The organism is Rhizobium sp. P32RR-XVIII (genome assembly GCF_012641395.1).
Lineage (GTDB): Bacteria > Pseudomonadota > Alphaproteobacteria > Rhizobiales > Rhizobiaceae > Rhizobium.
This window is the reverse complement of the sequence record NZ_JABAIH010000002.1, coordinates 655,245-673,045: the sequence shown is the minus strand read 5'-3', so window position 1 is coordinate 673,045 and position 17,801 is coordinate 655,245. Positions and strand designations below refer to the sequence as shown.

Here is a 17,801-nt window from a genome sequence, read left to right as displayed (position 1 = left end):
TGATCCGAAGGGTCACTCCGACCGTGAACGTCGTCTCGAAGCGGTATCCACAATGGGCTCTTCCGGAACGGCGATGTTGTCGGGCCGTGTCGTCCTTGGCGTCGCCGCCTCCCGCTGGGCTTGCCGGCCGAGATCGAGCTGCTTGTCGAATTCGCTGATTGAGAGCAACTGTCGTAATCGACACGGACCGGGTACCAGTATGCGGTGCCCGGTCCTTAGAGGTTTTGACCTATCAATACTATTGCGATTTTATCGGATGCGACTTATGTAATATGGAATAGCAATGCCCCTTGAGAGGATATGCCATGCCCAAGTCCCAAACAGCGAAAGATATAGCCGCGCCCTCTTCCGCGGCGGCCGACCGCGAAGGGCGGAAGCTTTCGAATTTCCTGTGCTTTGCGGTCTACTCGGCGAATCTTGCCTTTGGCCGCGTCTACAAGCCAGTCCTCGATGCGCTCGGCCTGACGTATACCCAATACATCGCGCTGCAGGCGCTCTCCGAGGAGGATGACCAGACGGTCGGGGCGCTTGGCGAAAAGATGTTCCTGGAATCCAACACGCTGACGCCGATCCTCAAGAAGCTCGAGTCGATCGGCTACGTCCGACGTCAGCGCGATCCCGCCGACGAACGGCAGGTGCGGCTGAACCTGACGCCCGCCGGCCGCAACCTGCTTGAATCCATCTCGACCGCGGCGGTGAGTGAGGCCACGGGGCTCGGAGAGGAGTTTCCAGTGATGCAGAAGTCCGTGGCGCGGCTGCGCGACAACCTTATGCGAGCTACGCACGCTGAACCGGGGAGGTCGTAAGCGAGACGACCCCGCGCCCCAGACAAGGCCACTGAGCGAGCTCTCAGGTCGAAAAGGCTGGCCTCAGCCGCCGCGTTGCGCTGGCGGCTGTGCTTCGGTTTGACCGTCAAAGACGCGTGGATAAGCACATAGCTGCGTGCGTTGTGGTCGACTATCAAGTGGCGAGTCGACAGGTCGAATCCTTGAGTCGCAGAGCGTCTGCGGGCGTTTCATCACCCTTCAAAGGATCTGCTTTGCGTCAGCGTGATGCCGCCAAAGGAAGCTCGCTTGCCTCCATCATCTCGGCGGCTTTGGTATAACCGCCGCCCATGCCGTCCAGGAAATGTAGATGCGAATCCGGTCTGCCGGAAGGCACCAGGCAGGTCATGAGCGCATGCGATTGGCGATGCAGTCCGAAGTTGATCTCGCCACGTGCCCTTGCCGCAACAAGGATGGCTTCGACCGCGTCAATCTGTTCGCGCGTGCAGTCGAGCGTGAGACGCAAACCGTCATCGTATTTGCGGAAGTCCGAATTGGAGGCTATCTCCGACCAAGTTTTCGGATCGACATCTCTCCCCTTGTCCTTAGGGGTGGCGACATCCGTTGGAAGCGGATGAGACCGGCCCGCTCCGGCATCAAGCACGGTGAGCACGCGCCTGGCCAGAGCGGCGAAGACTTCGGGGCTTGTATGCTCGTATGGCTCGACCAGCAGAGACAGAATCTCGCCCTGCTGGCTGGGAAAGGGGGTCCAGTCACATGTAAGTCCGGTCAGGTCCGGCTTGGTCGTGTACTTGCTGGGATTTACCAGATACCGCCCGCTCTTGATCTGCTGCTCCGCCCATTTGAGCCCTCCGCCGGCAAACATCGCGTAGGTCGCGTTTTCCGAGGCGGCGTATCGGGCGATTTTCACGTCGCGTCCGCTGGCACGTATTTCGCCGACCGACAACAGCCCAATTCGAAGATCGAGACCAAGATCGGTCCGCGCAAAGGCCGCGACCTGTCGCAAGGCAGAAGTCGCAATCAGCCGACCGTGCCGCGAAATGGCAAATGCGGCGCCATCCCCTCGAAACACGAATGGGAAATCGAATGTACCCAAGGCGTTGCCAAGAGCAGCGATGACGGACGCTCCCGCGTAGTTCACGTCCTCATAGCGTCCCAACTTGATCGCTGAAGTCGAGTTGACGACATCCGTGACGCCGATGAGCCAATCATCGGGCAATGGCTCGTAGACCGTTGGGTCAAGCACAAGCGAAAACTCGCTGTAGGCTTGCGACGAGTGCGTGGGGCCGTTGAGCATTGAGTGTTCTCCAGATCGGTATTGGATCAGCGAGTCCGCGTTGACGCTTTGCCGATGGCAGCGGGTCTTCGATGTGTCTTTTCCGAAGGCGCCGGGCCTGCCCGTTTCGCAGGCAGGCCCGGCCGATCCGACTTCAGATGAGGTTGGTGGCAACGTCGATGTTGCCATGCACCGCCTTCGAATAAGGGCAAATGCCGTGCGCCGCATCGAGCAGCTCACGCGCAACCGCCGGATCAATGCCCGGCGCGCTGACGTCGAGGCGTGCCCGCAGGAAAAAGGAGCCGTCGTCGACGTTCAGATCGATCTCGGCGTCGACCGCGAGACCCGCGGGAAGCTTGATGTTTCTCTGAGAGGCGGCGAGCTCGATCGCTCCCATGTAGCAGGCCGACCATGCGGCGCCGAAGAGCTGTTCGGCCGCGGGGTGCGGCTGCGGCAGCTTGATGTCCAGCTTGCCGTCGCTACTGCGCGCTGCGCCCTCGCGACCATTGGTATTGTGAGTCTTGCCCGTGAACAGAAGCTTCTCAGTCATAGCGAAATCCTTTTGCTCGCTGTTATCGTTATCGATTAAATCGGATGCGAGCTAAATACGCTGCACGCATATCGATGTCAATAGCTTTGCGATTAAATCGGATGCGATTTTTATATGCTGACAAGCGGGGAGCTGAATGGGTCGCTGGCCGATTCACAATTCGGTTGCTGCAACGATCGGGGTCGAATCCCCTCATTGCTGTTCAGGGATGCTGACGAGTTCGATTGTGAAACGAAGCAGACCGGTTTGCGATGATGCGCAAAGGGCACTTCGCAAAGCGGGTCTTTTTAAACCGCTGTTCTAAACGAGCGGGTTTGCCGGCGTCCGGTGGCGGCGACCTTGCCCGTCGCCGGCAAACAGCCAATCACCGCCTAAGGGAAGAGGTGGAGCTGGAATGCCGATCAGCCAGCGTCAGCCCGATCAGGGCGTCATTGGCCTTCCACGAGGGATCACAGCTCCGCATCTCATTCGAGAGCGATCTGAGGGCACCAGCCAAGTCTCTTTCTGCATCGGTCACGAGCTTCGAACTGGCCTCTCGTAGGTTCCCGTATGCCTGCGCTCGCTCGTAAACCTCTTCGGCCCGAGCGATGCACTCTTTCGTAGGATTAACCAGCTTCAGGGCGAGCCGCAGATTGACCGCTGCGTCAAGCGCAAAGGCAGCCGCGGAGAAGTCTGCAACAGCGCCTGGAGCATGACTACGGTTTAGAAACACCTGCCACTTGGCAATCATCGGTACCTCCAACGCTATCAGAACTACAAGGGACAGCGGAATCGCGCGTCCTGGCATGAGATTGGATGTCGCCGCTTGGTTTGTCCTCAGACCTTAGTCCTAATCCGCACCTGACAAACGTCCGGCGCCGGCGCGAGAAAAGTCTGACTCGTTCACTTTGGCTCAATCGTGCATTGACCCTGGAACCCTCTCATGAGCAATGTCGTTGGGCGAGTAATGGACGAGGCTTTGGGCTGTGCCCCGTTGTGAGTTTTGCCTCGCGGCTGGCGACGATTTTGAAACGAAGACGCGCCGTTGCCTGAACATGCACATGTCAACAATCATAAGCGACATACCCTTCGTCAGGGAAAGAGATGACCACGCGCCGGAAATTCTTAATGGGCTTGTTTTGCGGTTCGATGACTCTGGCGCTGGCCAGCGTCCCCTATCGCATTGAGATGTCTGGCGGCGCGTTCAAACTGGCTCCCCAATCTGCTCTGGCTGCCAAGGGCGGCAACGGCGGCGGGAACGGTGGCGGTGGCGGGAATGGGGGCGGCAACGGCGGTGGTAACGGTAACGGCGGCGGCAACGGTAACGGCGGTGGTAACGGCCACGGTGGCGGCAATGGCAATGGCGGAGGCAATGGAAACAGTGGCTCCAACAGCGGCAGCTCCTCGACCGGGCCGAACGGGTCCAGCGGACAAACCACGACCGGCGGCGGTTCTTCGCTAGCGGTCCATCATTCGGATGGAATGAGTGAGGAGATTCGGAGTGGCCGTTACGTCATGAAAGATGCCAAGGGGCGTACGATTGTTAATCGCCGGGCCACCTCCGCGGATGTGAAGCGGCTCCGATCCTTCAGCCCTTGAGCGGCTTTCGGTCGGTTGCGTCCCGCAACGCCATCGCAGCCTCGGTCCTGTTGTTGACGCCGAGCTTTGCCATGATCTGGGTCATGTGGTGCTTGACCGTCTTCTCGTGGAGATCAAGTTTTCTGGCAACCTCTTTGTTACTCAGTCCTGTTCCAACAAGCTGAAGCACCTCGAGCTCGCGCCGCGTTAACGTCGCAATCGGAACGGGCTCAATTGCAGGTGCCGGCGGACTGTTGAGAAGCTTGGCAGAGAGGGTTGGAGCAACGTAGCTTTCCCCTGAGGCGACTGTGCGAATGACATCGGCAAGTGCTCTGGATCCCACCCCTTTCAGCACGTAGCCCTTGGCGCCGCCTTTCAAGGCCGCGGTGACATCGTCACTGGCCTCGGAGACCGTCAGCATCACGACTTTCTGGGATGGCGAGATTTCCAAAATCGAGCCAAGCGCGTTCAGGCCGCCGCCAGGCATGGAGATATCCACCAGCATGACGTCGGGCTCGAGGGTCTCTGCGATGCGAACGGCATCGTCCTTCGAGCCGCCTTCCGCGACAATCTCGAATTCGCTGATCTCCGATAGGCTCCTCGTCACTCCCTCCCTGAACAGCGGATGATCATCGATAACCGCAACGCGTATTACTCGGGTCATATCTGCTCGGTCTCCGCGGTGTTGAGTGTCATGCTGAGGACGGTGCCCGGCGCCGAAAAGCCGATCTCGAAGGTGCCGCCCAAGCTCTCGATTCGTTCCCTGAGCCCTGCCAGACCAAGGCTCGCGGATCCTATGTCGTCAGGATCGAAGCCAGGCCCTCCGTCGGCGACCTCGATGCTGACACGTGTTCCTTCCACGCGTTGCACGACACGTTGTCCGACGCCGCCGCCATGCCGGTAGCCGTTATTGAGTGCCTCCTGGACAAAGCGGTAGACACATATCTTCCCCGAAGGCGAAAGCCGATCCGGCCCGCCCGATATCGACAGCTCGACGGGTGCTCCCGTTCTTTGCTGGTGGGCGCGAACGCTCCGTTCCAATATGTCCGAAAGGCTGGCGGCCTCTATCTGCGGGAGGACCAGGCCGCTGCAAATCGTTCTGATCTCATGCATGGCCTCGTCGAGGCTGGCCTTGATGGAAGCGATCTCCCGTTCGCGGATAGCCTTCGGGGTCGATCGGCTCGTCACTGTGTTGCTATCCAGCCGAAGCGAAGCATAGGCGATGAGTTGAGCTGGTCCATCGTGCAAGTCAGCACCAATGCGGCGGAGATAGCTTTCATTCAGCGCCGCCGCCCGCTGCGACGCACGCTGGACACGCTCGCGCAGCGCCTGGTTCTGCGCAAGAAGAGCAGAGAGGTCATTAATGCGCTGCCGGAGAGCGTGACGCTGGTTCTCGATCGTGTGGCTCCCCCGCAAGACGATCGCGGACAGAATCGCGAAAAACGTCAGCGTAAAGGCCCCGACAGCCATCCAGGTGCGGAGCCTGGCCTGGTTGAGGCTGTGCTCGAAATCATTGGCGACCTCGTAGAACTCGGAAACGGCCACCACCTGCCCTGACCATGGCTGCAGGACCGGATTATAGATTTCCAGCAGAGGCGTTCCGGAAAGCCGTCCCACCTTCTCCTCCTCGGCATCATCGAGGTGATTGAACTGTGCAGCCATCTTGCCTGCCAAGGCCGTTTTGAGCTCGTCGTTGAGCGGGAACGTCTTTCCGACCATGCTCTTGTCGTTCGAATAGAGGACCGTCCCGTCCGAACGCCAGAGCCGGAAGGCCACGACCCGTCCGCCGAGAGCCCCCTGCCCGAGTGTCTCGTCCAAGGCCCGAGCGACGGTGTCGTCGAGGGTGTTGGTCGTCTGCATGTCAGGCAGAAGCGGCGCGATGACGCTGTCGACGTAGAGCGCAGTCGCCGCGGCCGAATTCCGGGTAACCGCGTCTTCGATCAGACTCGTGACAAAAGCCCCGACCATCACCATCGCTGCCACCGAGACGGTGCCGCCGATCAACAGGAATTGCCTTGCAAGAGACTGCGAATTCCATCGTGAGATCAAGTCGGAGCGGAACACGAGAATTCTCAGGATTGGTCGCCCAACAACGCGATGGCGACAGGTTTCAATCTTGCCAATAGCCTACCGCCTTCGCCGAAACGGTCAATGGCGAGCGACGATGTCTGCATCTATCAGACCATCGATATCCGTCCATAGGACCTAAGTCCTAGCCCCCACCGCATTGGTCTGACGGCCATGGAACCCCGCGTCGACGCAAGCTACCGTTGCGTCACTTGATCCGCATCGCGTCATTGCCGAGACCAACGAGGAGATTCTACATGCGCCCTATTAAATTTATCGGCCGAGGCCTGGTCGCTTTCACCATTGCGGTCGCTCCACTCGCCAGCGTAACGCTTGGAGTAACGGACGTTGCCTTTGCCAAGGGAGGCAATGGCAATGGTGGCTCCGGTGGCGGAAACGGTGGCGGCAATGGCAACGGCGGCGGCAACGGCAATGGCAACGGTGGCAGCCACGGCAATGGCAACGGAGGAAGCCACTCCAGCGGACCAAGCTCCAGCTCGGGGAAATCGGGTAGCGCCCGCTCAGGCAAGACGAGTGGAAAAACGACTGCCACGGGGACGCCAACGCTGCAATCGCTTTTCGGCCACAGCAAGAAGTCCGGCAAAACGCTCAATACTGAGTCCACGAAGACGGAAAGGGCAGCAAAGACGAGCGTCAAAAGCGCCAAATCTGAAACGGCCGGCCTGAGTTCGTTGAACCGCAATTACCACGCTTACCTGAATTCCAACGATCCGCGGATGGCCGCCGTTTCGGCCTATGCAGTGGCATACGCCGAATTCGAAAAGGTGAACGGAATTGATGCAATTCCGGCCGACCCGGCATTGAGCGACGAGGCGCTGCGCGAAGCGCTTGCCGGTTTCACCAAGGGAGGCGTTGTAACCGACGCTGATCTCGCGAAAGCCAAGGACATCCTCGGCGTCGGACCGACGGTCGGCAAAATCGATCAGATCCGAGACACGCTCCCGGAGCCTGAGCCCGTAGTGACGCCTACGGAACCGACCGATGGTTCATCCGAAACGACCACCGATGGCACGTCCGAAACGACCACTGACGTGACGTCCGGAACGACCACCGATACGACGACCGAATCGACAACGACGGTTACCGTCACCTCTGAGACCAACACAACGACGGTCGCACCTACGAATTAAGAATCAGCATTCCCTAACCGGAGGCTCGCCGTGCCCTCGCGCGGCGAGCCTCCTGTCGCGTGCGGTTCCCGCGGTCGGACAAGGGCGAGTTAAGGTTCGATGGAACCTTCAGGTAGCGGGCTGGATTATGCTGGTGGAAACCAGGAGGAAATCCAATGCCTGATAACGAGAGCAAGTCGCCCGCCGTAGAATCCTTTAAACAAGAACAGGCAGCGCAGCGTCGCAGGGCCGGAAAGAGCGAACTTCAAAAGGGGCTCGAGGACACCTTCCCCGCCTCGGATCCCGTTTCAATCACCAGAAGTACGATACCGTCCGGACGGACGGATGCCGACGAGGCCGAGCGTACGAAGCAGCAGCCCGATGAAGCTGCCGTCAGCGTTGCACAGGAGTTCCCGCTGGTGGATCAGGCCTTGCTGTCCCGACAGGAGCAGCAGCGGCAGGGCAAGGCTGTCACCCGGGAGGAGCTCGAAGCGCTGAAGTCGGAAGTTGGAAGGGTGACGGAATCAGCCAGACATCTCGCCTCCAGCTCAATGCGCGTGGCGAAGGCGGAAGCAAGAAGTCTCGCGGGCGATCTTGAGGAGCGCATAAAGGAGAGGCCCCTTCTCGCCGTCGGAATCGTCGCAGCGATCGCATATGTCTGGGGCGCGACCCGCTGAAAAGGGAGAGCGGATTAGAAACCGGTGGACGCTCGGAACAGCAAGCCCCCTGCGAGCGATAGAAGCGTTCAGCGGGCGGCATTGGCTTTCTATAGCACGGCTGCCCGGACCAAAGTCGAGCCGGGCGCCGGACTCAGGTCCGGGCAGCGACAGATAATGAAAAATCCTTAGGAACTTGGGACGGACTGCCTCGTTAACAAGCCGCGTCGAGCAGGCGATGCGCCGCTTCGCCGAGCGCAAAAGCAGACTTGCCTGGAGGCTTTCCCTTGAAAGAATTTCTGTCCGCGCTCTTAGCGATAGCCACAGTGATTTCGATCTGCATTTTCGGCATGCGCGTCGCGACAAATGCGACCGCTTCGGACGCGCCTCATAAATTCGCAAGCCTCGATGCGCCCTCTCTCTGGACCTCGGAGCCGGTTCGCATCGATCCTCGCACTCAGAACTACGAGCGGCTTCCGTCACTCGTGTCCGTGGCCCCGCCGTCCCGTCAGCTATCCGCCCGCGATACCCCGCGGCCGGCAGCAAATCCCATCGACGTAACAACAACCGGATCGGTCGAAAGCCAACCTTCGTTCCCGAGTGCAGATGCCGAATGGTGTCGTCAAAAATATCGGTCCTATCACGCCGAGGACAATACCTATCGCCCCTTCAGCGGCAAGCGCCGCACCTGCCTGTCGCCTTACCTGGATACGTCATCGGGAACCGCGGTCGCCGTCGCGGACCAGCCCACGCCGGATCATCTGAGCTGGTGCAGCCAGCGGTATGCCTCATACGATCCCGCCGACAACACCTACCAGCCGTTCGGAGGCGGACCGCGCCGACCCTGCGTATCGTCGCAGGCTCAGTAATCTCAGAAACTGAGACGATCCGAGGGCTACTAATGAGGAGTTTCCTTTCCCGGCCCATTCAACCGCTCATGGAGCGCTGCCTCGACGCCTATGCGGGGCGCATGTTATTCCCGGATGAGAATGGTGTGACCTTCGACTTCCGCAGTCCGGCGGGAGAACCGGCGCTCCTAGGTCCCGACTCCCTTTCCTGGTGCATCTTCAAGAATCCCCTTTGCCTCTTCATCGGCGGGGTGGCCGCGGTCATTCTGGAACTGGCGGAACCTGCCGTCCGCACGGGCGTATGGGAGCACAGCTCTTTCCGTACGGCGCCGGTGCGGCGGTTGCAGCGGACCGGCATGGCGGCGATGGTGACCGTGTACGGCCCGCGCACTACCGCCGAGAAGATGATCGCAGCCGTCGTCCGTCGTCACGGCACCGTCGCCGGAACGACGCCCGCCGGCGAATATTACAACGCAAACGACACAGCACTTCTCAACTGGGTACAAGCCACCGCGACCTTTGGATTCGCAGAGGCCTACAGCCGTTACGTTTCACCGCTCAGCGACGCCGAGGTCTCGTGCCTCTTTGCCGAAGGCCGCGAGGCGGCGAATCTTTACGGTGCCGTCACCGCTCCGCGCTCGACGGTGGAATGGGATGAGCTCTTGGCGTCCATGAGAAGCCGCCTGGAACCGTCGCCGATCATTCACGAATTCCTCGAGATAATGAAGACGGCTGCAATCGCACCGAGGCCGATGCGGCCATTGCAGAAAATGATGGTCAGGGCTGCCGTGGCGGTCGTTCCCGCTTGGGTCCGCGAGCGTATCGGACTGGGTATCGATCAAGAGCTTCGACGGGGAGAAGCTGCTTTGCTTCGGTGGGCCGGGCGCATTGCCGACAGGATCGCACTGCCCTCGGCTCCTCCGGCGCAGGCTTGTGTCCGGCTTGGGTTGCCGCCCGACTACCTCTATCGGCATCGTCCTAAGCACGTCGAGTATTCCTAGCGTTCGATCCGCGCTTGGCTGTTGAGCACGGCGGGCACCGTTCGGCTGCGGATGCGTGTCAATTACAGACTGGTAGCGATACGCGTTAGTCAGACATTCATCACCTTAATTCACCCGATTTTTCCGCTTCGCCGCTAATCAATGCTGCCAGATAGCAAGGGGCTAGCGATGAAAGAGCTTTCGGTTACGTCACGCATCATCAAGTCGGTCTACTATAGTCGGGAAGACGGACAACTTCGTATCCGCTTCAAGAATGGTCAGGAACGTCTTTTCACCGGCGTCCCAGAAGAGGAGGTGGAAGCGATGGTTTCCGCGACCTCGCCGGGGACGCACTATATTGACCATATACGGGAACGCTTCACCCGCGTTGCGGCTTGAGCACGTTCGTCAAAGGCTTTCTCGCCTAGCTTGCTAGAGGGAAGACTCCTGTTCACGACGCTCAAGGCAGGCCCTGAAGGCCCTCCTTGCGCGAGCACTGTTCATTGCCGCCCCTTCGCCCTACATTTTCGCGATCGGAGTGGGGATTGCCATGATAGAACCAGCACAAATCGCACCCAAGATTACGCAGGGCGGCTGTCATTGCGGGGCTGTTCGTTGGGAGTTTCGGGGAAACATCCCCGATGCGACGATCTGCAACTGCACGGTATGCCGTCGCTATGGAGTGCTCTGGGCCTACGGCTATGATGGTGACGGCATCCACGTGCACGATCCGGGAAGCACTCTGACATCCTATGTCTGCGGGTCCCGCTCGCTCTCCTTCAACTTCTGCAAACTCTGCGGCAACCTTGTCAGCTGGCGGAGCCTGAAGCCAGGAAAGGACGGGCGCACCAGAATGGCCGTCAATCTTCGTCTCGCTGATCCGGACGATGTGGCCGATATCCCACTCCAGCGTTTTGATGGCCTCCACAGTTTCGACGATCTGCCGCCGGATGGACGCACGGTCGCCGATGTCTGGTTTTGACCGGTGACCGAAGCTTTTGTTGCTGGCTGCGGTTGCAGCATTGAAGCTTCGACAAGCACTGCGGCAGCCGCGCTTGAGCGCACTAGAACTGCAAGCGCCATCTTGCTAGACTAGGGAGGGGAGGCTCCGGGCGCCAGCGCGCTAGGACCGTGGCATGTCCTCTAGCGAGGCGCGACATGCAGCTTAGGCAGAACCAGGTGCTTGACAGCTCGCCGGCGATGGATCGGCGTGTTCTTCCAGTCGTTACAGCTGGGATCGCTATCGTCATCTTCATTCTTGACACCTTCACCCACCCGGAAATCCTCGTCGCCATGCTCTACGTGGGCGTTGTGCTGCTATCTGCCAAGTTTCTTCGGAGGCGTGATGTCACCTTCGTGTCTTTGGGGTGCATGGCACTTGTGCTGCTGAGCTATTTCTTGGTCCAGCACGGCGGATCGCCATCCGCCGCCTTGGCGAACCGCTTCATCAGCCTTGCAGCGATTGGCATTACCGCCTTCTTCGCGGTGCAAGGCCAATCGCGAGAAAGAGTGCTCAGCGAACAGGCCGGTCTCCTCGATCTCAGTCACGACACAATCTTCGTGCGCGACATGAATGACGTCATCACCTATTGGAACAGGGGCGCCGAGGAGCTGTACGGATGGAAAAAGGAGGAGGCTGTTGGCAAGGTCACTCACCAGCTCATGCAGACCGTCTTCCCGGCGCCGCTCGAAGAGATCACGGTAGCTTTGCTCCGCACCGGCCGCTGGGAAGGCGAACTCGTCCATACGAAGAAAGACGGAACGCAGGCCGTCGTAGCCAGCCGGTGGTCCGTACAACTGGACGCTCTCGGCAATGCCACCACGATCCTGGAGACCAATAACGACATTACAGAGCGCAAGCGCGCGGAAGAGGCGCTGCGCGAAAGCGAGGAGCAATGGAAGGCGGCGTTCGAGAACAATCCGACTGTGTACTTCATGGTGGATGCAGCGGGGACCATGCCCTCGGTGAATTCCTTCGGCGCCGAGCAACTCGGTTACTCGGTTGACGAGTTGGTCGGGAGCCGGGCGCTGGATGTGTTTCATGAGCCTGACCGCGAGGCCGCGCGGGGGCATTTGGCGCGCGCCTTCGCCCAACCCGGCCGGTCGATAAGCTGGGAGGCTCGCAAGGTGCGCAAGGACGGCACGGTGATCTGGGCGCGCGAGACGGCCCGGTCCATGCTGATGGGAAACCGGCCGGTAACTCTGGTCGCATGCGAGGATATTAGCGAGCGCAAGCTAGCCGAGGAGGCTGCGCGGCGGAGTGAGCAAGAGCTGCGCGATCTCATCGAAAACCTGCCGGTCATGGCGTACATCGCTTTGCCGTCGCCCTCCGGGCCTTTTGCAGCATTTGCCAGCCGAAGGTGGCGCGAATACTCAGGCTTGTCCGAGGAAAACACGGCCGGATTTGGCTGGCAGAGCGCGACTCATCCAAGCGACCTGGAACGCAATTTGAAGAAGTGGCAGGCGTGCGCGGCGGCGGGCGAACCGTATGAAAGCGAGTCGCGGTACCGACGCGCGGCAGACAGAGCCTATCGCTGGTTCCTGGATCGCGCCGTCCCGCTGAAGGATGAGCGCGGAGCCATCCTCAAGTGGTATGGCGTCCTCACCGACATTGAAGACCGCAAGCGGGCCGAGGACGCTCTGCGCCGCAAGGAGCATTATCTCACGGAGGCGCAGCGCCTGACCCACACCGGTAGCTTTGCCTACAACCCGGCCACGCAAGTACTTCATTGGTCCGAGGAGATGTTCCGGATCTATAGATTGGATCCACAACTCAATCCTGGGCTTGGCCTGGATGACATCTCTCGCTTCTGGCATCCGGACGATCGCGACCGCGCTCTCGAACGCATTACAACGTCGATCCGCGAGAAAGCCGAGTATGCAATCGAGTACAGGATCGTCCTGCTCGATGGAACGGTCAAGCACCTGTACTCAATGGCGCACCCGGTGTTCGATGACGCCGGAGCGGTCGTCGAATACATCGGCACTGTGATGGATATAACCGAGCGCAAGCGGGCCGAGGAGGCGTTGCAGAAGGCGCAGACCGAGCTCGCGCACGTCGCCCGAGTGACGACGATGGGCGCCCTCACCTCCTCCATCGCGCACGAGGTCAACCAGCCGCTGGGCGCCATCGTCACCAACGCCAACGCGGCCCTGCGCTGGCTCGCCGGCCGCCCTCCCGATATCGACGAGGCGCGGGCGACGCTCGGGCGCATCGTACGGGACGGTCACCGCGCCGCCGACGTGATCGGGGGAGTGCGCGCCCTGCTCAAGAAGACAGCCGTTGTCGCGGCACCCTTGGACCTGAACAAGCTCATCCAGGACACAGCCACTCTTGTCCAAGGCGAATTGCGCCGCCACCGGATCCTGCTGAGAACCGAGCTGGCGCCGGACCTGCCGCCGGTGGCGGGCGACCGGGTACAGTTGCAGCAGGTGATCCTCAACCTGATGATGAACGGCATCGAGGCGATGAGCGAGGTGACGGACCGGCCGCGCGAACTGCTGATGATCGCTCGGTCCGAGGCCTCCGGCGCCGTGCTGGTCGCCGTGAAGGACGCAGGTACCGGGCTCGACACTCAAAGTGCGGAGCAACTGTTTGAGCCGTTCTACACCACAAAGGCGGATGGTCTCGGAATGGGCCTAGCGATCTGCCGGCTGATCGTCGAGGCGCATGGGGGGCGCTTGTGGGCTAGCGCGAATGAGCCTCGCGGCGCGGTATTTCAGTTCACCTTGCCTACGACGCAGGAGAAGACAGCTCCCGCTGAGCCGCCTAGCGCGATGGCGACCGTGTGAAATTGCAAGTGGGAGTATTCCCTTTCGCCTCGGAGACGGCCACCGTCCAACGGCTTTCGTGATCGGGTCCAATTCCCTCAGCGAGGCTCCTGGTCGGATGGCCGGGATCGGGAAAATCCCACGCCAGCTCCTGGATTGAAGTTATTTGGCAGCCTCATCCGATAGAACTTTTCTCTCGCAGCAAAAGAGCGCATGATTATTCATCGTCCGCGGATGAACATCAGGCGTGTGCGGCTGTCTAGACGACAGGTGAGTTGTGCGGAGGCGGCTCCGCACCAGAGAAGGGCGCTGAGCGGGAGGGACGGGACAGGCATGCTTGTTCGATCGATTCCCGTAAGACTAAGTTCCCCAAGCCGTCATCTAGCACGTTTTCTGACGCTCTCCGGTGCAACTGCCGGAGAAATGTCAGAACCGCACAGAAGGCTCTGCGGTTCTAGCGCGGCGTCATGCTTTGACGCATAAACGAGCAACGACCTGACCCTAACGTCGGTCGGTATGAGACCGGGCTGCAACCCGACATGAGTGACCTCCATGTCGTCCTTTACACAAGCGAGTGTTGCGAACCGACTGCTGAAGGCACTAGCGCCGGAAGCCTTCGACCTGCTCAGCCAGGAAATGGCCCGGATCGATCTTGGAATCAGGCAAGTTATCGTCGAATCCAACAAGCCCGTCCCACATGTCTGCTTCATTGAGAACGGTGTTGCTTCGATGGTCGCCATCAATTCCGACAAGGAAGCCGTCGAGGTCGGGCATTTGGGACGCGAGGGCCTTGGCGGCTACCATCTGATGTTGAAGACCGATCGCACCCCGCATAGAACGTTCATGCAAGTCGCCGGGAGCGGAATAACAGTACCGGTCGAGCATTTCATGACCGTTGTCGAAGGCCACACGCTGACCAGAGATTTGCTGCTGCGATACGTGCAATCGGCTGAGCTGCAGCTTGCGCATTCAGCTCTTGCAAACGCCCGGTACAGCATGCATGTGCGTCTCGCTCGATGGTTGCTGATGTGTCATGACCGTCTGGACGGCGATGACCTTCCGCTGACGCACGAATTCCTTTCAATCATGCTCGGTGTCCGGCGGTCTGGCGTCACAAATGAATTGCATATCCTCGAAGGCATCCATGCAATCAGAGCGACGCGTGGCAATATTCGTGTTCTCGACAGACAGAAGCTCGAAGAAGTCGCCGGTGGCTGCTACGGCGTGCCCGAGGCGGAATATGAGCGCCTCGTCGGCATTCCGATCAGAGTAGAAGATCCGGTTAGTCGAAGCGGCTGATCGCATCGCTGAAGGCGACCACCGCCGGATCGAACCTGACGTTACGTCAGACCCGCTACAGGCGTTGCCAGGTTTGCGTGAGACACACCACTTTCATCGTGCAACCGCTCATCTTCATGATATCGCCGGAGACACTGAGGCTGCCTGTGAATGTCTTCCTGCTGTCAGGCTCGGTAATTTCGCCGTGGTAACCTTCATCCGTTCTGGAGAAGGAACCGATCTGTTTTCCAGCGTGATTGCCCGTTTTCATCCTAATGCAATAGACCTGGCCGCAGCGGCTTATGGTGGCGGTCGTTCCGACTTCCGTCTTCCAGTCTCCCACGACAGGGTCGCCGGCCGATGCAAGTCCAGTGGTCATGGAAAAGGCGATCGCAACGGTCGCCCGTTTCATCGTGGGTTCCATTTTCATGTCGTTTCCCCTCACGAGGCGCGCGCCCGACCGTACGCTACCGGACCGGAACCGGATAACCCTTCGGCTCGTTCCGCAGTGGTCGTGTGGCGTAGACCATGTCTAACGGCAGTTAGGAGGCCACCACGCGTCGGCAAGGCGCCACGGGGATATTCTCGGCCTCCGGCGCGGGCTTTGCTAACCACGGACGGAGCGTCCTCGCGGGGACGCTTTACCCGGCAGCCAGGATGCGACCATGACAAAATATCTCGACACACGACAGGATAGCGCACCACCACCGCAGCCGGATGTCGCGACGCAGGTTCGAACCAACCCACGTGCGAGATCGATCTTCTGGTGGCTCGTCACGGGCGTGGCAGGTGTAGCCGTGGTCGGATTGATCTTCTATGTTTCCTGACCCCTTAAAGCCAGGAGAACTAACGGGAGACAGGCTCACTGGGTCTCCCGAAGACCGCAAGAACCGTTACCATGCGGAGGCGGAAGCCGGTGGAACATGGAGGGTCACCGACTTGATGACGGGCTTGCCCGCAGCCTCGAACGGCAGAGACCTCGTCCGGCTCTCCAGGGAAGATGCAGAAGATATTGCGCATGAATTTAACGACAGCGAGCGGGAAGGACGGCCAAGCCCTCTGTTGTGACAGGAGCGACCTGCGCCCTCCGTCCACCGCGGCGGCGCCAGCGACTTGACGATGGATCGCACTCCGGCGCAAATGCCTATCTCGACGTCTTGCCGGCTCTTGCCTCCGCGACCGGCTACTCTCCGGCGATCAATAGGCGCAAAAGATAGAATGAACTCTGAAGCAGATATCGTGATCGTCGGGGCGGGCGCTGCAGGCATCGGGGCCGCCCGCCGCCTCGCGGGGTGTGGCGTGTCCATTTCCGTCCTGGAAGCGCTCCCCAGGATCGGCGGCCGTGCATGGACCGTGCAGACGCCCGCCGGTCCCGTCGATCTTGGCTGCGGCTACCTCCATTCGGCCGATCGTAATCCCTGGACCCGCATCGCAGAAGACACAGGTTTCGCGGTGCATCGCGGTCCGACGGCCTGGGGCCAGCAGTTCCGCGATCTCGGCTTCTCACAGGAAGACCAGGAGGCGGCCTGGACCGCCTTCAGCCGCTGGACGGATCGGATCGTCACGGCGCCGCCCGCAAGCGACCGGGCATCGGATGCGCTTGATCCCGGCAGTCCCTGGTCTGCCTATCTTCAGGCCTTGAGCGGATATATCAGCGGCGACGAACTGGAACGCATCTCGGCGACGGACTACGCCGCCTACAGCCGCGCCTCCACGAACAACAACTGGCGCCTTCCGGACGGCTACGGCACGCTGATCGCTTCTGCCATGCCGACTGGAATCCGGGTGCATCCCGGCACCTCCGTTGAACGGCTGAGCCTGACCGGACGCCGCATCGACGTTCATACGCCGAAAGGCACGCTTCGCCCACGCGCTGTCATCCTGACGGTCTCAACCAACGTGCTCGCGGGAAGCTCGATCACTCTGCCGCCGGAACTCGACCCCTGGTGCGAGGCAGCATGCCGCCTGCCCCTCGGCAACAATGAAAAGCTGTTCCTAGAGATCGTCGGAGACAGCCCCTTCGAGCCGGAAAGCCACGTTATCGGCAATTCCCGCAATCCGGAAACCGGCACCTATTACATCCGTCCGTTGGGCAGACCCGTGATCGAGTGCTTCCTCGGCGGTGCAGGCGCAAGAGCTGCGGCGGCGGGCGGGTCGGATGCCGCCTTCGCGCAGGCCGTGGATGAGCTTGCCACGCTTTTCGGTTCGTCGGTCCGGCCATTGCTTCGCCCCCTCGCCTCCTCCTCCTGGTCAGGCACGCCGTCCATCGGAGGCGGCTATAGCCATGCCTTGCCCGGATATGCGGAGTCTCGTCTAGTCCTTGGCCGCCCATTCGACAACCGCGTCTTCTTCGCGGGGGAAGCGACTAACCCCGCTGACTTTTCGACGGCTCATGGAGCCTATCACAGCGGCATCAGGGCGGCGGAAGAGGTTCTCGCTTCGCTCGAAGCAAGTCCTCGATGAACTCTCGGCCGGGCTGAGCGTTCTAGCCTTTATCTCCCGGCGGCCGGTACGCGATCGACGATGCCTTTTGCATGGCGGCGAGCGTCTCTTCAACGGTCAGCAAGGTAGTCGTCTGGAAGGAGCTCACCGCTCCGCCCGCGCTGATGGCGATCGCCGTGGCTGCCATCGAGACGTTGTCCGGAGCTTCCCACAAGTTGTATCCGTCGTGGTCGCCAAGGGCATACCAGAGACCGTGCAACTTTCCGCCGACAGCCTCGATATATTGCTTGGCTGCCACTCGGCGGTCCTCGGGGTTCTTCATGAGCTTCGCCCATGTCGCTGGCGTATAACTGAACCGGGTCAGGTATAAAGGCATCGGCTTTTCCTCCTCGCGTTCATCCCGCCGGCGGTCAAAAGAGTGCCGGATCAGACGCCCCGAGTATGTCCCTCGCCCGTCTGCG

At 60.5% G+C, this 17,801-nt stretch carries 19 protein-coding genes; 12 read left to right on the top strand and 7 right to left on the bottom strand.

Going from position 1 to position 17,801, the window contains the following annotated elements:
• Positions 1–305 precede the first annotated feature (305 nt).
• On the top strand, positions 306–806 hold the full coding sequence (locus HGP14_RS08470; RefSeq protein WP_205927064.1) for a MarR family winged helix-turn-helix transcriptional regulator: 501 nt from the start codon (positions 306–308) through the stop codon (positions 804–806).
• Positions 807–1,044: 238 nt separating this feature from the next.
• On the opposite strand, the gene HGP14_RS08465 is transcribed toward HGP14_RS08470, so the two are convergent.
• The 3 genes from HGP14_RS08465 to HGP14_RS08455 form a co-directional block, all read right to left on the bottom strand.
• Positions 1,045–2,082 (bottom strand): DUF3095 family protein, encoded by a 1,038-nt coding sequence (locus HGP14_RS08465; RefSeq protein ID WP_168829382.1) that lies wholly within the window; start codon positions 2,080–2,082, stop codon positions 1,045–1,047.
• A gap of 133 nt (positions 2,083–2,215) precedes the next feature.
• Positions 2,216–2,611, bottom strand: a complete 396-nt coding sequence (locus tag HGP14_RS08460) for an Ohr family peroxiredoxin (RefSeq protein ID WP_168829381.1) — start codon at positions 2,609–2,611, stop codon at positions 2,216–2,218.
• 364 nt (positions 2,612–2,975) lie between these two features.
• Entirely contained in the window at positions 2,976–3,341 is a 366-nt protein-coding gene (locus tag HGP14_RS08455; RefSeq protein ID WP_168829380.1) for a hypothetical protein, read from the bottom strand.
• Positions 3,342–3,694: 353 nt separating this feature from the next.
• Between HGP14_RS08455 and HGP14_RS08450 the strand changes: the two genes are divergently transcribed.
• On the top strand, positions 3,695–4,189 hold the full coding sequence (locus tag HGP14_RS08450; RefSeq protein WP_168829379.1) for a hypothetical protein: 495 nt from the start codon (positions 3,695–3,697) through the stop codon (positions 4,187–4,189).
• Here HGP14_RS08450 and HGP14_RS08445 read toward each other — a convergent pair.
• Together HGP14_RS08445 and HGP14_RS08440 are read right to left on the bottom strand one after the other, a co-directional pair.
• Positions 4,179–4,832, bottom strand: coding sequence for a response regulator transcription factor (locus HGP14_RS08445; protein WP_168829378.1), 654 nt, complete (start codon positions 4,830–4,832; stop codon positions 4,179–4,181). The genes HGP14_RS08450 and HGP14_RS08445 overlap by 11 nt on opposite strands.
• Positions 4,829–6,244, bottom strand: coding sequence for a sensor histidine kinase (locus HGP14_RS08440; protein WP_168829622.1), 1,416 nt, complete (start codon positions 6,242–6,244; stop codon positions 4,829–4,831). Before HGP14_RS08440 ends, HGP14_RS08445 begins: the two co-directional genes overlap by 4 nt.
• 248 nt (positions 6,245–6,492) lie before the next feature.
• On the opposite strand from HGP14_RS08440, the gene HGP14_RS08435 reads away from it, so the two are divergent.
• From HGP14_RS08435 to HGP14_RS08400, 8 genes are all read left to right on the top strand, one after another.
• A complete protein-coding gene (locus HGP14_RS08435; protein WP_168829377.1) occupies positions 6,493–7,386 on the top strand; it encodes a hypothetical protein in 894 nt (297 codons plus the stop codon).
• Between the two features lie 155 nt (positions 7,387–7,541).
• Positions 7,542–8,042: a hypothetical protein gene (locus HGP14_RS08430; protein ID WP_168829376.1), complete on the top strand. Its 501-nt coding sequence runs from the start codon at positions 7,542–7,544 to the stop codon at positions 8,040–8,042.
• A 266-nt stretch (positions 8,043–8,308) separates the two neighbouring features.
• Positions 8,309–8,890 (top strand): BA14K family protein, encoded by a 582-nt coding sequence (locus HGP14_RS08425; RefSeq protein ID WP_168829375.1) that lies wholly within the window; start codon positions 8,309–8,311, stop codon positions 8,888–8,890.
• Between the two features lie 32 nt (positions 8,891–8,922).
• Complete coding sequence (locus HGP14_RS08420) at positions 8,923–9,870, top strand: oxygenase MpaB family protein (RefSeq protein WP_205927063.1); 948 nt, start codon at positions 8,923–8,925, stop codon at positions 9,868–9,870.
• Between the two features lie 168 nt (positions 9,871–10,038).
• Positions 10,039–10,248, top strand: coding sequence for a KTSC domain-containing protein (locus HGP14_RS08415; RefSeq protein WP_168829374.1), 210 nt, complete (start codon positions 10,039–10,041; stop codon positions 10,246–10,248).
• Positions 10,249–10,399: 151 nt separating this feature from the next.
• Positions 10,400–10,831, top strand: a complete 432-nt coding sequence (locus tag HGP14_RS08410) for a GFA family protein (protein WP_168829373.1) — start codon at positions 10,400–10,402, stop codon at positions 10,829–10,831.
• A gap of 176 nt (positions 10,832–11,007) precedes the next feature.
• Positions 11,008–13,641 carry a PAS domain S-box protein gene (locus HGP14_RS08405; RefSeq protein ID WP_168829372.1) on the top strand — a complete coding sequence of 878 codons (2,634 nt, stop codon included), beginning with the start codon at positions 11,008–11,010 and terminating at the stop codon, positions 13,639–13,641.
• 531 nt (positions 13,642–14,172) lie between these two features.
• A complete protein-coding gene (locus tag HGP14_RS08400; protein WP_168829371.1) occupies positions 14,173–14,919 on the top strand; it encodes a Crp/Fnr family transcriptional regulator in 747 nt (248 codons plus the stop codon).
• A 55-nt stretch (positions 14,920–14,974) separates the two neighbouring features.
• On the opposite strand, the gene HGP14_RS08395 is transcribed toward HGP14_RS08400, so the two are convergent.
• A complete protein-coding gene (locus tag HGP14_RS08395) occupies positions 14,975–15,310 on the bottom strand; it encodes a DUF2147 domain-containing protein (RefSeq protein WP_168829620.1) in 336 nt (111 codons plus the stop codon).
• A 253-nt stretch (positions 15,311–15,563) separates the two neighbouring features.
• On the opposite strand from HGP14_RS08395, the gene HGP14_RS08390 reads away from it, so the two are divergent.
• Together HGP14_RS08390 and HGP14_RS08385 are read left to right on the top strand one after the other, a co-directional pair.
• Complete coding sequence (locus tag HGP14_RS08390) at positions 15,564–15,725, top strand: hypothetical protein (RefSeq protein ID WP_168829370.1); 162 nt, start codon at positions 15,564–15,566, stop codon at positions 15,723–15,725.
• 391 nt (positions 15,726–16,116) lie between these two features.
• A complete protein-coding gene (locus tag HGP14_RS08385; RefSeq protein WP_168829369.1) occupies positions 16,117–17,361 on the top strand; it encodes an FAD-dependent oxidoreductase in 1,245 nt (414 codons plus the stop codon).
• Positions 17,362–17,383: 22 nt separating this feature from the next.
• On the opposite strand, the gene HGP14_RS08380 is transcribed toward HGP14_RS08385, so the two are convergent.
• A complete protein-coding gene (locus HGP14_RS08380; RefSeq protein ID WP_168829368.1) occupies positions 17,384–17,716 on the bottom strand; it encodes a GYD domain-containing protein in 333 nt (110 codons plus the stop codon).
• Between the last annotated feature and the right edge of the window lie 85 nt (positions 17,717–17,801).

Coding starts and splice junctions, on each gene's coding strand:
- HGP14_RS08420 (WP_205927063.1), top strand. CDS start 8,923: ATGAGGAGTTTCCTTTCCCGGCCCATTCAACCGCTCATGGAGCGCTGC.
- HGP14_RS08455 (WP_168829380.1), bottom strand. CDS start 3,341: ATGATTGCCAAGTGGCAGGTGTTTCTAAACCGTAGTCATGCTCCAGGC.
- HGP14_RS08390 (WP_168829370.1), top strand. CDS start 15,564: ATGACAAAATATCTCGACACACGACAGGATAGCGCACCACCACCGCAG.
- HGP14_RS08400 (WP_168829371.1), top strand. CDS start 14,173: ATGTCGTCCTTTACACAAGCGAGTGTTGCGAACCGACTGCTGAAGGCA.
- HGP14_RS08405 (WP_168829372.1), top strand. CDS start 11,008: ATGCAGCTTAGGCAGAACCAGGTGCTTGACAGCTCGCCGGCGATGGAT.
- HGP14_RS08460 (WP_168829381.1), bottom strand. CDS start 2,611: ATGACTGAGAAGCTTCTGTTCACGGGCAAGACTCACAATACCAATGGT.
- HGP14_RS08385 (WP_168829369.1), top strand. CDS start 16,117: ATGAACTCTGAAGCAGATATCGTGATCGTCGGGGCGGGCGCTGCAGGC.
- HGP14_RS08415 (WP_168829374.1), top strand. CDS start 10,039: ATGAAAGAGCTTTCGGTTACGTCACGCATCATCAAGTCGGTCTACTAT.
- HGP14_RS08470 (WP_205927064.1), top strand. CDS start 306: ATGCCCAAGTCCCAAACAGCGAAAGATATAGCCGCGCCCTCTTCCGCG.
- HGP14_RS08450 (WP_168829379.1), top strand. CDS start 3,695: ATGACCACGCGCCGGAAATTCTTAATGGGCTTGTTTTGCGGTTCGATG.
- HGP14_RS08465 (WP_168829382.1), bottom strand. CDS start 2,082: ATGCTCAACGGCCCCACGCACTCGTCGCAAGCCTACAGCGAGTTTTCG.
- HGP14_RS08410 (WP_168829373.1), top strand. CDS start 10,400: ATGATAGAACCAGCACAAATCGCACCCAAGATTACGCAGGGCGGCTGT.
- HGP14_RS08430 (WP_168829376.1), top strand. CDS start 7,542: ATGCCTGATAACGAGAGCAAGTCGCCCGCCGTAGAATCCTTTAAACAA.
- HGP14_RS08395 (WP_168829620.1), bottom strand. CDS start 15,310: ATGAAACGGGCGACCGTTGCGATCGCCTTTTCCATGACCACTGGACTT.
- HGP14_RS08445 (WP_168829378.1), bottom strand. CDS start 4,832: ATGACCCGAGTAATACGCGTTGCGGTTATCGATGATCATCCGCTGTTC.
- HGP14_RS08435 (WP_168829377.1), top strand. CDS start 6,493: ATGCGCCCTATTAAATTTATCGGCCGAGGCCTGGTCGCTTTCACCATT.
- HGP14_RS08380 (WP_168829368.1), bottom strand. CDS start 17,716: ATGCCTTTATACCTGACCCGGTTCAGTTATACGCCAGCGACATGGGCG.